Source organism: Polaribacter sp. Hel1_33_96 (assembly GCF_002846595.1).
GTDB lineage: Bacteria > Bacteroidota > Bacteroidia > Flavobacteriales > Flavobacteriaceae > Polaribacter.
This window is the reverse complement of record NZ_PJMV01000001.1, coordinates 2,770,333-2,783,230: the sequence shown is the minus strand read 5'-3', so window position 1 is coordinate 2,783,230 and position 12,898 is coordinate 2,770,333. Positions and strand designations below refer to the sequence as shown.

At 30.9% G+C, this 12,898-nt stretch carries 13 protein-coding genes; 5 read left to right on the top strand and 8 right to left on the bottom strand.

What is annotated here, in order from left to right; translation table 11 throughout:
• The first annotated feature begins 205 nt into the window (after nt 1-205).
• On the top strand, nt 206-1,417 hold the full coding sequence (hflX, locus tag ATE90_RS11905) for a GTPase HflX (RefSeq protein WP_036784208.1): 1,212 nt from the start codon (nt 206-208) through the stop codon (nt 1,415-1,417).
• Nucleotides 1,418-1,513: 96 nt separating this feature from the next.
• On the opposite strand, the gene ATE90_RS11900 is transcribed toward hflX, so the two are convergent.
• The 6 genes from ATE90_RS11900 to ATE90_RS11875 form a co-directional block, all read right to left on the bottom strand.
• Nucleotides 1,514-2,629 carry a CNNM domain-containing protein gene (locus ATE90_RS11900; protein WP_036784207.1) on the bottom strand — a complete coding sequence of 372 codons (1,116 nt, stop codon included), beginning with the start codon at nt 2,627-2,629 and terminating at the stop codon, nt 1,514-1,516.
• A 108-nt stretch (nt 2,630-2,737) separates the two neighbouring features.
• A complete protein-coding gene (locus ATE90_RS11895; protein ID WP_036784205.1) occupies nt 2,738-3,643 on the bottom strand; it encodes a DUF3078 domain-containing protein in 906 nt (301 codons plus the stop codon).
• A gap of 59 nt (nt 3,644-3,702) precedes the next feature.
• Nucleotides 3,703-4,560, bottom strand: coding sequence for a DUF3078 domain-containing protein (locus tag ATE90_RS11890; RefSeq protein WP_036784203.1), 858 nt, complete (start codon nt 4,558-4,560; stop codon nt 3,703-3,705).
• Between the two features lie 49 nt (nt 4,561-4,609).
• Nucleotides 4,610-5,119, bottom strand: a complete 510-nt coding sequence (locus ATE90_RS11885) for a DUF2480 family protein (RefSeq protein WP_036784201.1) — start codon at nt 5,117-5,119, stop codon at nt 4,610-4,612.
• Between the two features lie 38 nt (nt 5,120-5,157).
• A complete protein-coding gene (locus ATE90_RS11880; protein ID WP_036784199.1) occupies nt 5,158-5,478 on the bottom strand; it encodes a DUF59 domain-containing protein in 321 nt (106 codons plus the stop codon).
• Nucleotides 5,479-5,490: 12 nt separating this feature from the next.
• On the bottom strand, nt 5,491-5,916 hold the full coding sequence (locus ATE90_RS11875; RefSeq protein WP_036784197.1) for a SufE family protein: 426 nt from the start codon (nt 5,914-5,916) through the stop codon (nt 5,491-5,493).
• Nucleotides 5,917-6,096: 180 nt separating this feature from the next.
• Here ATE90_RS11875 and ATE90_RS11870 point away from each other — a divergent pair, with 180 nt between their 5' ends.
• Nucleotides 6,097-7,023, top strand: a complete 927-nt coding sequence (locus ATE90_RS11870) for a PfkB family carbohydrate kinase (protein ID WP_036784195.1) — start codon at nt 6,097-6,099, stop codon at nt 7,021-7,023.
• A gap of 65 nt (nt 7,024-7,088) precedes the next feature.
• Nucleotides 7,089-8,987, top strand: coding sequence for a hypothetical protein (locus ATE90_RS11865; protein WP_036784193.1), 1,899 nt, complete (start codon nt 7,089-7,091; stop codon nt 8,985-8,987).
• Nucleotides 8,988-9,104: 117 nt separating this feature from the next.
• On the opposite strand, the gene ATE90_RS11860 is transcribed toward ATE90_RS11865, so the two are convergent.
• Together ATE90_RS11860 and fbp are read right to left on the bottom strand one after the other, a co-directional pair.
• Nucleotides 9,105-9,713 carry a superoxide dismutase gene (locus ATE90_RS11860; protein ID WP_036784190.1) on the bottom strand — a complete coding sequence of 203 codons (609 nt, stop codon included), beginning with the start codon at nt 9,711-9,713 and terminating at the stop codon, nt 9,105-9,107.
• Between the two features lie 248 nt (nt 9,714-9,961).
• Nucleotides 9,962-10,972 (bottom strand): class 1 fructose-bisphosphatase, encoded by a 1,011-nt coding sequence (gene fbp / locus ATE90_RS11855; RefSeq protein WP_036784187.1) that lies wholly within the window; start codon nt 10,970-10,972, stop codon nt 9,962-9,964.
• Between the two features lie 179 nt (nt 10,973-11,151).
• Between fbp and ATE90_RS11850 the strand changes: the two genes are divergently transcribed.
• Together ATE90_RS11850 and ATE90_RS11845 are read left to right on the top strand one after the other, a co-directional pair.
• Complete coding sequence (locus tag ATE90_RS11850; RefSeq protein WP_036784184.1) at nt 11,152-11,631, top strand: GNAT family N-acetyltransferase; 480 nt, start codon at nt 11,152-11,154, stop codon at nt 11,629-11,631.
• A 1-nt stretch (nt 11,632) separates the two neighbouring features.
• On the top strand, nt 11,633-12,886 hold the full coding sequence (locus ATE90_RS11845; RefSeq protein WP_036784181.1) for an aspartate kinase: 1,254 nt from the start codon (nt 11,633-11,635) through the stop codon (nt 12,884-12,886).
• The last annotated feature ends 12 nt before the right edge of the window (nt 12,887-12,898 follow it).

Genomic DNA, 12,898 nt, shown 5'->3' with positions numbered 1-12,898 from the left:
CATGTTTTATTAACATTAAGACTTGCTAAATTTATTTTTAGAAAACTACTTTTGTCAAGTGTAAAGGCGGAGTGGGAAAATCACTATTAAAAAGAGAAAGTATAATACAATAGATAGTAAAATTTGAATTAATTAGTTAAGACCTCAATTTCTATTGAAGTTTTTTCTGTTTATAAAACAAGATTTGTTTGTACTTTTGCAATGTATGATAGATCAAAAAGAAGCCATTTCTGAGAAAGCCGTTTTAATAGGGGTAATTACGCAGCAGCAAGATGAATCTCAATCTCAAGAGTATTTAGATGAGTTAGAATTTTTAACATTAACTGCTGGCGGTGTTACTATAAAACGTTTTGTTCAAAAAATGGAAAAACCAAACCCTAAAACTTTTTTAGGAGTTGGTAAATTAGAGGAGGTAAGAGATTATATTGAGTCTAATGGTATTGGAACTGCAATTTTTGATGACGAATTATCGCCAGCCCAAATAAGAAATATAGAAAAAGTTTTAGATTGTAAAATCTTAGATCGAACTAATTTAATCTTAGATATTTTTGCGCAAAGGGCACAAACCAGTTCTGCAAAAACACAAGTAGAATTGGCGCAATGTCAATATTTATTGCCGCGTTTAACAAGACTTTGGACGCACCTTGATAAACAAAAAGGTGGTATTGGGATGCGTGGACCTGGAGAAACTGAAATTGAAACAGATAGACGTATAATTCGTGATAAAATTACAATACTAAAAAAGAAATTACTGACCATTGATAAACAAATGGCTGTTCAGCGTAAAAATCGTGGAAAAATGGTACGTGTTGCTCTAGTAGGTTACACTAATGTTGGAAAATCTACTTTAATGAACGTAATTAGTAAAAGTGATGTTTTTGCTGAGAACAAATTGTTTGCAACTTTAGATACTACGGTTAGAAAAGTGGTGATTAAAAACATTCCTTTTTTATTGACAGATACAGTTGGTTTTATTAGAAAATTGCCAACACAATTAGTTGAGTCTTTTAAATCTACTTTAGACGAAGTGCGTGAAGCGGATTTGTTGTTGCATGTGGTTGATATTTCTCATCCAAATTTTGAAGACCATATTGCTTCGGTAAACACCATTTTAGATGATATAAAATGTGGAGACAAACCAACTTTAATGGTATTCAATAAGATTGATGCGTTTGCACATGAAACAATTGAGGAAGATGATATCGTAACAGAGAAAGGAAAAGAGCACTACACTTTAGAGGATTGGGAAAAAACATGGATGAATGATTTAGAAATAGAATCGATTTTTATTTCTGCATTAAATAAAGATAATCTAGAGAATTTTAAAGAGAAAACCTACCAGGAGGTAAAGAAAATTCATATTCAACGCTTCCCTTATAATGATTTTTTATATCATGAATATAAAGTGGAAGAGTAATACCTTTAAGAATAATATTAAGTAATTAAAAAACTCATTATGTTTTTTTACAATACAGAATTCAAGGTCTAGCTTCATTAGAAAATTGGAGTATGTTTATTCGTCCTTTTTATTTTCAATAATTCCCATTCTTTTGGCTCTATCTTTCCACGATTTTCTTGCATAAGATTGTAAATCTGCAACAGAGTCAGTTTCATCCATAATTTCTAATCCAAGCAAGGTTTCAATGACATCTTCTTGAGAAACAATTCCGCTAACAGAACCATATTCATCAACAACCAAGGCAATATGTTCTTTTTCTTTAATAAGTTTATCGAATAAATCAGGAATCGATTGTTCTCTGTTAGTAATTAAAATATTCCTTTTTATTGTAGCTAATTTTTCTGCACCCTTACCATTAATTATAGATTCTAATAAACTTCCTTTTAAAAAATATCCAGTTATTTCATCATGGTTTTCTTTAAAAACAGGAATTCTAGAAAAACGTAAATTTTTGTGTTCTCGATAAAAAGATTCGATAGTTTGGCTTTCGTCAGCTATTTCTAAAACCGTTCTTGGTGTCATTACATCATTTACCTTTATCTCTTTAAAACCCAATAAATTTCTAATAACCTTACTTTCATTTTTTTGAAAAACACCATCCTTTTCAGCCATATCTGTCATCACCAAAAAACCTTCTCTACTTAAAATACTACCATGACCTTTTCCGCCAATCAATTTTGTTGTTAATTGTAGTATCCATAAAATTCCTGTGTATTTAAGCGGAAAAATCATCACTTTTAAGGCCTTAGATGTGAATTTTGACAACTGTTTCCAATAGGTTGCACCTATTGTCTTTGGAATAATCTCTGAAGCTACTAATATCAAAATAGTCATAATTGTTGAGACAATACCCACCATTACATCTTCAGTTATTTGAATTCCAAAAATGGTTCTTACTTTAGTTCCATAGACTTCTATATAGGCAACTTTTGCTTGAACACCTACTAAGATTGCTCCTACTGTATGTGCAATCGTATTAATTGTTAGAATGGCAATTAAAGGCTTATCTACATCTTTTTTTAATGTTTCTAATTCATTAGCAAACTCAAAACCTTCACTTTTTTTAAGATTTATAAAAGTTGGAGTTATGCTTAGTAAAACAGCTTCTAGAATTGAGCATAAGAAAGAAAAGAAAATAGAAACTGTTGCGTAAATTATTAATAATGTCATTACATAAATTTAGAATACAAAAGTAGGAAATACCAATTTAACCTTAAAATTCAAGAAAATAAAAACCTCAAGAATTTCTTGAGGTTTTTTACATAATATTTTTAGCTTCTAGAGAGAATAACTTAATCCAAATAACCAATACGATTGTAATTTGTTATCTGCATCTGCTAAATCAACTTTTTGAAAATTTGCAGCTTCTTGTCTATTATTACGCAAACCAAACTCAAAACCTAAACCAATACCTTTCCAAATTGTGTAACCAAAAGAGTTGGTAAATGTCCAGTTAGATAAATCTCCATCTTTATAGCTTTGAAACATCGATAAATTAGATTTTACACTTAAACCACCATATTTATTGGTATAATCTGCAACAACTTTTGCTCCTAAAGAAGAGTTAAAAACCGTATCTCCACTACTAAAAACAAAATTGTAGTTTCCTGGATGCATTACTACAACTAAATGGGTAGTTGGTGTCCAAGTTAAACCAGCACCAATATCTAAATAACCAGGATCATTAAAGTTGTCTAATAAAGTAGTTCGGTATTCACCTAGAGCTGAAAGCGCCCATTTTGTATTGATTCTTCTACCATATAAAGATGAAATTGTAAAAACATCTGATGCAGTTTCAAAAGCATCGCTATCTGTATCATCGTCTCTGTTGTCTATTTTTACCCAACCAAGGTTTACAGCTCCAGAGTTTCTCCAGAAAAATTTATCTTCAATTAAGTTTGCATACCCATTTACAGTAATACCTATATTACCGGCAGATGTATTTGGAGCTGCTCTGGCATACCAATTATTAAAGCCAGATAAGCTCGCACCAATAGTTCCAAAAGCACCTTTTCTCCAACCTGGAAGAGCATTTATTTTACCTTGAATTGCTTTTGCTTTAGTTTGTAGTTTTGAGATAGAGTCTTTTTTAGAAGCTAACTCTTTTTTTAATTCTTCAGCTGTTTGAGCTTTGGTTGAAAAGCTAATAAAGAACACCAGTAATAAGATAGATAATTTTTTCATTTTTTTTCATTTTCTAAACATAAAAATACGATTTTTTTTTTTGTGTAAAAATAATGGCATCAAAAAGTTACTTTTTCATGAAATCGATAATTCACGCCCAAACCAAATAATTGTCTAAATTGAATTCTGCTTGAAGCGTTATCATCAATAATTGTATGAAAAGTCATATGCATTTTAATATGCTTATTTATTTTAAAACGGATGTTGGTTTGATAATCAAGATCAACATTCCCAATATTTGCTAAATAATCTGAATACATAGTTAAAATGTTTTCCATTTCAACATTTTCCATCAAAGTTGTTTTATAATAACCAGATAAGTTAAACCCCAAACTAAATGCCGTATTTCTGCCTTCTTCGACACCAAACTGACCAGAAAAGAAATCATTTACCAAGGTATATCTAGTTGTTGCAGGCGCAATATTTAGGCTTAAATCATCAGATTTCTTCCATAACATCCCTGGTCCAAAAGTTAAATAAGCAGGTGATAAAAATTCCGAAACTAAAATTTTAGGATCTTTTTTGTAATCAAAACCTTTCGTGTATTGTGTTTTAAAGTTACCAATAAAAGAAAAAAACCAATATTTTGAGGTTTTAAAACCATATAAGGTGTTAAATTCAAAACGATCATCTGTTTTGCGAAACCCTTTTTCGCTAATATGATTGATACCATAACCGCTCATAATTCGACTATCCCAGTTTACATTTCCTTTTTTGTAATTAAAATCGTAGTTGATGTTAAAGTTCCCAGCTATTGTATTTTGACCACCAGATGCCCAATTAGAAAATGAAGATTGATTAAAAATGAATGCAAATCTCCCTTGAATTTTCCATTTAGGAATAGGAAGCGTATCCTTTTTTTGTGCGGAAAGATTAACAGAAAATAAGAGAAATAAAAGGATTGTAATTTTCTTCAAGTGTATTTTTTGGAAAAGTAAAAATAACAATATCTCTTAAAAGTTAAAATTATTTTTTGGATTTATAAAGAGGGACTGTAGAACAAGCTTCACCAAAAAGAATAGATTTTGCTATTGGTTGTAGTTTTGCTATTAAAAAAGCAAAAGCAGAATTTGGTATTGGTTTATCTGCACAACCTTTTATAATAACGGGTTTGTCTGCAAAATCTTTAAAATCTAAAAAGCTTATTAACTCTTGATAAATTACAGTTTCTAACAATTCTAAATTACCGATTACAACTTTGTTTGCAAAAGGCGTTAATTCTGATGAGACCAACATAAAAGCCCAAGAGGGAATAATCGCATCTACAGAGCAAGTAACAGCTACAAAAGAATTTTTATACTGAGACCAATCATGATTACTAATTGCTTCTCTAAAATCTTTTTCTTTTAAAATGATTTCTTGAAACAACCAATCTTTAATATCAAAAAGAGTTCTTTTTCCTTCTGGATAAATTTCTTCAAGATCAAATGTTTTGAGTTTACTATTCGCAACTCTATTTAAGATTTCTTCTGGCATTTTTTATAGTCGTTTCAACGTTTTTTTATCCAAAGCTTTTAAAGCATTCCTAACTCTAGCTTAGCTTCTTCACTCATCATTTCTTGTGTCCACGTAGGGTCAAATGTAATTTCAACTTCACAGTTGTTAATCTCTTTTAAAGTTTTCACTTTATCTTCAACCTCTCGAGGCAATGATTCTGCAACAGGACAATTCGGTGATGTTAACGTCATTAATATCTTTGCATTGTTTTCTTCTGAGACAAAAACATCATAAATTAACCCCAGTTCGTAAATATCTACCGGAATCTCGGGGTCATAAATAGTTTTTACAACTTTTATTATTTTATCACCAACTTCCTCTAATTCTTTATCTGTCATTTTATTTAAATCTTAATTATGCAATTTTGTTTGTTGCGCAATTGCATACATTTTTATTTGTTTTACCATAGAAACTAAGCCATTTGCTCTTGTCGGAGAAAGGTGTTCTTTCAATCCAATTTGATCAATAAAATTAGTTTCAGCAGTTAGAATATCTGCAGGTTTTTGGCCTGAGTAAACACGTAATAACAAGGCTACAATTCCTTTTGTAAGTATTGCATCACTATCAGCGGTGTACTTTATAGTATCATTTTCTAGCTCAGAATACAACCACACTTTAGATTGACAGCCATTAATTAAATTTTCATCTAATTTATATTGAGCGTCGATTATAGGTAAAGATTTACCAAGATCTATAATATATTCATAGCGTTCCATCCAATCATCAAACATAGAAAACTCATCAATAATTTCTTCTTGTATTTCTTTGATAGTCATTTTTTAAACTTATTTTTGTGGAATCTAAGATGCCTTTTGTAAAAGGCAAAAATACGATAAAAAAGCATTAAAAATGCTTGATACATAGAAAGTAAATAGATTATTAATTTTGTTAGTTAGTATCAATACATATTAATTAACGTATTAAATTCCTTCCCTTTGGGAAGTTGAGATAAGCACATGAGTAAATTATTAGCAGTAGGTACTGTAGCATTTGATGCAATTGAAACTCCTTTTGGTAAAACCGATAAAATTCTTGGAGGTTCTGGAACTTTTGTGGGTTTAGCAGCAAGTCAATTTGGTGTAGAAACAGGAGTTGTTTCCGTTGTTGGTGGAGATTTTCCAGCATCATATTTAAAAATGATGAATAACAAAGGAATCAATACAGACGGTATTGAAATCATCAAAGAAGGTAAAACATTTTTTTGGAGTGGTAAATATCATAACGATATGAACTCTAGAGATACATTAATTACGGAATTAAATGTTTTAGAAAATTTTGAACCTGTTGTGCCAGAGAATTTTAAAGATGCAGGTATTTTAATGTTGGGTAATTTACACCCCCTGGTGCAAGCAGGAGTTTTAGATCAAATGACCGAGCAACCAAAATTGATTGTTTTAGATACAATGAATTTTTGGATGGATATTGCCCTCGCGGATTTGCATACTGTTTTAAAAAGAGTAGATGTAATTACCATTAATGATGAAGAAGCTCGTCAGCTTTCTGGAGAATATTCTCTGGTAAATGCTGCAAAGAAAATTCATGAAATGGGGCCAAAATATGTGGTTATTAAAAAAGGAGAACACGGTGCTTTGTTATTTAATGAAGGCAGTATGTTTTATGCGCCAGCATTGCCTTTAGCAGAGGTTTTTGACCCTACAGGGGCAGGTGATACTTTTGCAGGTGGCTTTTGTGGATATTTAGCAAAAACAGAAGATATTTCTTTTGAGAATATGAAGAACGCCATTATTTACGGTTCTAATTTAGCTTCATTCTGTGTTGAGAAATTTGGCACAGAACGTATGCAAGAGTTGACAAGTGATGAAGTGAAAGAGCGCTTGCAAGCCTTTAAAGAGTTAACACAATTTGATATAGAATTATCATAAATAAGAATCCGCGTTTAAAAATGCGGATTTTTTTATACATAAAATACAACTAAATAACCGACTAAATGAGTGATGCTATTAAACACGAATGTGGAATTGCGCTGGTTAGATTAAAAAAACCATTACAATTCTATAAAGATAAATACGGTTCCGCTTTTTACGGAATTAATAAAATGTATTTATTGATGGAGAAACAGCACAATCGTGGACAAGATGGAGCTGGTTTTGCAAGTGTAAAATTTAATGTGGAACCAGGTACAAGATACATTAGTAGAGTTCGTTCAAACAAGCCAACACCAATACAAGATATTTTTGCTCAAATTAACGGTCGTTTAAACGGTGTTTTAGAGGAAAATCCTGACAAAAAGGATGATGTAAGATGGCAAGAAGAGAATATGCCATATGTTGGAAACTTATTTTTAGGACATGTACGTTATGGTACTTTTGGTAAAAATTCTATAGAAAGTGTGCATCCTTTTTTACGTCAAAGTAATTGGAAACATCAAAATTTAATTGTTGCTGGAAACTTTAATATGACGAATTCTAAACAAATGTTAGAAGAGTTAGTATCTTTAGGTCAGCACCCAAAAGAGTTTACTGACACCGTTACAGTGATGGAGAAAATTGGACATTTTTTAGAAGATGAAGTGTCTAAATTATATCAGCAAGCAAAGAAAAAAGGATTTAATAAGAGAAACGCATCACCTTATATAGAAGAGAATTTAAGTCTAAAAAAAGTACTAAAAAGATCTTCTAAAAATTGGGATGGTGGTTATGCGATGGCTGGTTTAGTTGGTCATGGAGATGCTTTTGTATTAAGAGATCCTAATGGAATTAGGCCTACTTTTTTTTATGAAGATGAAGAGGTTGTAGTGGTTGCTTCAGAAAGACCAGTTATACAAACGGTGTTTAATGTTAAGATTGAAGAGGTCCAAGAATTGGAAAGAGGTCATGCATTAATTATAAAAAGAAGTGGTAAAGTTTCTGTCAAAAAAGTCTTAGAGCCCAGAGAAAATAAAGCTTGTTCTTTTGAGCGTATTTATTTTTCACGAGGAAGTGATGCAGGAATCTATGAAGAACGCAAAAATTTAGGAAAATATGTGTTTCCAAAGATTTTAAAATCAATAAATTCTGATATTTCTAATACGGTTTTTTCTTATATTCCAAATACAGCAGAAACTTCTTTTTACGGAATGACCGAAGCCGCTGAAGATTTATTGAATCAACAAAAAACCGCAAAAATATTAGCAGGGGGAAAAAATTTATCTGCAGAAAAAGTAACTGAAATTTTATCTGAAAGAGCACGTTTTGAAAAAATTGCGATTAAAGACGCAAAATTAAGAACTTTTATTGCTGATGATAATTCTAGAGATGATTTGGTAGAACACGTTTATGATATTACTTATGGTGTTGTAAAACCTACTGATAATCTTGTTATTATTGACGATAGTATTGTTCGTGGAACAACTTTGAAGAAAAGTATTATTAAAATTTTAGACAGATTAAGTCCTAAAAAAATAGTGGTTGTTTCTTCTGCGCCACAAATTCGCTATCCAGATTGTTATGGAATTGATATGGCAAGAATTGAAGCCTTTATTGCTTTTAAAGCTGCTCTGGAGTTATTGAAAGATCATAATAAATATGATATTGTAGAAGCTGTTTATGAAAAATGTAAAGCACAACTGTCTAAAAGTGATGAAGAAATTGTAAATCATGTAAAGGATATATATAGCCCATTTACCCCTGAAGAAATATCGGCCAAAATTGCCGAAATGTTAAAAACCGAAGATATTAAAGCAGATGTTGAGGTTATTTATCAATCTATTGAAGGTTTGCATAAAGCATGTCCTGATAATTTAGGAGACTGGTATTTTACGGGAGATTATCCAACACCTGGAGGTAATAGAGTTGTAAACCAGGCGTTCATAAACTTTTACGAAGGCAGTGATAAAAGATCTTACTAGCTTTTAAATAGTAAATGAAAAAGCATCCAAAATATTGGATGCTTTTTTATTTATATTAGAATTTTAATAGAATCACTTTTTTACATTCGAGTGAGATATTAAAACTAATTATACTAATTATTTTGCTTCTGCGTAACGTTTTTCAACTTCATTCCAATTAATTACTTTAAAGAAAGCATCAATATAATCTGGTCTTCTATTTTGATAGTTTAAATAGTAAGCGTGCTCCCAAACATCTAATCCTAAAATAGGGGTTCCGCCACAAGTTACACCTGGCATTAATGGGTTGTCTTGATTTGGTGTTGAACAAACTTCTACTTTTCCTCCTGGAAGTACACATAACCAAGCCCAACCTGAACCAAATTGTGTTGCTGCAGCTTTAGAGAAAGCTTCCATAAAAGCATCTTTAGTGCCAAATGCAGCCTCAATAGCCCCTTTTAATTCTCCTGATAAGTATCCTTTCCCTTCAGGGTTCATAACTGACCAGAATAAAGAGTGATTGTAAAATCCACCTCCATTATTTCTAACAGCACCATTGCTCATGTCTAAATTCGCAAGAATATCTTCAATAGATTTTCCTTCTAAATCAGTTCCTGCAACTGCTCCATTTAATTTTGTTGTATATCCATTATGATGTTTTGTATGGTGTATTTCCATAGTTCTAGCATCAATATGTGGTTCTAATGCATCATAAGCATACCCTAAATCTGGTAATTGAAAAGCCATAATTTTTTTATATTTAAATTGATTAAATTAATTTTTATTGACAAATTTAAACATTAAAAAATAGTTTTACAAGAAGATCTAGTTTTGATAATTGATAGTGATATAAAGATGGCTTATTTTGATATATAAAAAGAGTAAACAAAGGCGTTAAAAAACCAATCTAAATCATCCTTTTAAAGTTGATTATTATAGAAAGGTTCCAATATTTTTTTGTATTTAATTGTTGATTTGTTTTACTTCACAACTATTTATTCTCCATGGGCGCGCATAAACTCTTCTACTTTTTCAACCATGTTCTTGCTTCCGCAAACAAAAGGAACTCTTTGATGTAATTCTGTTGGGATAACATCCATAGTTCTTATATAGCCATCAGAAGATTTTCCATTGGCTTGTTCTGCAATAAAAGCCATGGGATTGCATTCGTATAATAAACGGAGTTTCCCATTAGGGTTTCTAGATCCTTTCGGATACATATAAATTCCACCTTTAATCATATTTCTATGAAAATCAGAAACCAAAGAACCAATATACCTACTTGTGTAAGGTCTTTCTCCTTCTTCCTCCTGACAGTATTTAATATATTTTTTTATCCCTAAGGGAAAGTCTAAATAATTCCCTTCATTTACAGAATAAATATTACCATCTTCTGGAAACTGCATGTTTGGGTGGGATAAATAAAAAGAACCAATAGCTGGATTTAATGTAAAACCATTGACTCCATGACCAGTGGTGTAAACTAACATAGTAGAGGTGCCATAAACTACATACCCAGCAGCAACTTGCTCACTTCCTTTCTGTAAAAAATCTTCTAGCTGTACCGGTGTTCCTACAGGAGTTACTCTTCTGTATATAGAAAAAATAGTTCCTACAGAAACGTTTACATCAATATTTGAAGATCCATCTAAAGGATCAATTAAAACAACATATTTATTTTGATGTTTTTCATCTTGACTGTTTATGCTTATAAAACTGTCTTCTTCTTCACTTGCAATTCCACAAACAATATTTCTCTTTGTTAGAGTTTGAATGAATTTTTCATTGGCGTATACATCCAACTTTTGTTGGTCTTCACCTTGAATATTTGTATCGCCAGCAGTACCAAGAATATCTACTAAACCAGCTTTATTAACTTCGTGATTTACTACTTTTGCAGCTAATCTTATAGAATTGATAAGTCTAGAAAGTTCTCCCGAACTAAATTGAAAAGAAGATTGATTTTTAATAATAAACTCTCCTAAAGTTTCTTTTTGTCTAGTCATTTTTTTTTGAGATAAATTGATTTTACAAAGATGCTGATTTTTTACTAAATCGATTTCGTAAAAATGGGTTTTCTTTTTTAAAAAAAGTTAATTTTTAACAAATCAAAAATAAATGTTCAAAAACATGAGATATTTTACCGTGATTTCAAAACGACTATCTTTGACAAAATTTTTATAAGATGAGTTTTATTATAAGAGAAGGGCAAGAAAAAGATGTACAAGCTGTTTTAGATTTAATTATTGAGCTAGCAGTTTTTGAAAAAGAGCCAGATGCTGTAGAAATTACTGTTGATGATTTACTAAGAGACGGTTTTTCTAAAGAACCAAAGTTTAAACTTTTTGTTGCTATAGAAAGTGGCTTAGTTATAGGTATTGCCTTATTTTATGAACGGTATTCAACTTGGAAAGGAAAAACAATTCATTTAGAAGATTTAATGGTTACTAAAAGCAAACGAAAGATAGGTGCTGGGAAAGCCTTATATACAGCAGTTTTAAAATATGCTCATCAACATCATTTTAATAGAGTTGCATGGGAAGTAATTGATTGGAATGTAAATGCAATTAATTTTTACAAAAGTACAGGGGCTATCTATTTAAAGGATTGGTCTGTGGTACAAATGAACAAAGAGGGTTTAGAGAAATTTATTCAAAACAATTAAAATGAAGATTTTTAAGTTTGGAGGTGCTTCGATAAAAGATGCAGAAAGTGTAAAAAATGTTGCCAACATTATTAGAACCGAAGTAGCAAAAGATACTTTAGTTGTTATTTCTGCCATGGGAAAAATGACAAATGCGTTTGAAGATGTTGTAGAAGCTTATTATAATAAAACAGAAAATTTACCCAAGAAGCTTAATTTTATAGAGGATTTTCATAAAAATATTATGAATTCTCTTTTTGATAAAGAGGATACAGTTTATAAAGATGTAGCTATTCTTTTTGGCGAACTTGGCTGGTTTTTAGCAAGAAACACTTCACAAAGATCTAATTATGTGTATGATCAAATTATTTGTTTTGGTGAGTTGTTATCTACTAGAATTGTAAGTGCATATTTATCTAAAATAGGAATAGATAATTGTTGGTTTGATGTGCGAAATTATATAAAAACAGACAGTAATTATCGCGATGCTAAAGTAGATTGGCAACTTACAGAGGAGATTATTTCTAAAAAAGTTGATACTTCTAAACTAAATATTACCCAAGGTTTTATTGCGGCGAATGATACTGAAAATTCCACTACGTTGGGTAGAGAGGGTTCGGATTATACAGCAGCTATTTTTGCCTATTGTTTGCATGCAGAAAGTGTTACCATTTGGAAAGATGTTGATGGTGTTTTAAATGCAGACCCAAGAGTTTTTGCAGAGACTACTTTGTTAAAACAAATTTCTTATGAAGAAGCTATTGAAATGGCTTTTTATGGGGCTTCTGTAATTCACCCTAAAACATTGCAACCTTTAGAGAGGAAAGAAATTCCTTTATTGGTTCGCTCTTTTTTAAATCCAAAACAAACTGGTACTAAAGTTTCTAAAGGAAGCAGTTTAAGGCCTTACATTCCTTGTTTCATTGTGAAGAAAGATCAGATTTTACTATCAATTTCGGCATTAGACTTTTCTTTTATGGTAGAAAATAATATCAGTTATATTTTTCAAAAATTACATGATTATCAATTAAAAGTAAATTTAATTCAAAATTCAGCAATTAGTTTTTCTGTTTGTATAGATAATAAATTTAACAAATTTGATGTCTTTTATAACGAGTTAAAAAAACAGTTTAAAATGGATGTTCAAAAGGAAGTTGATTTGTATACCGTTCGCCATTTTGATGACAAGGCTATAGCAGTTATAGAAGCAAAAGGGAAGTCATTACTTACGCAAATAAACAAAGAAACTTTTCAAATAGTTTTAGAACCGAATTAAAAAAGATTGCTT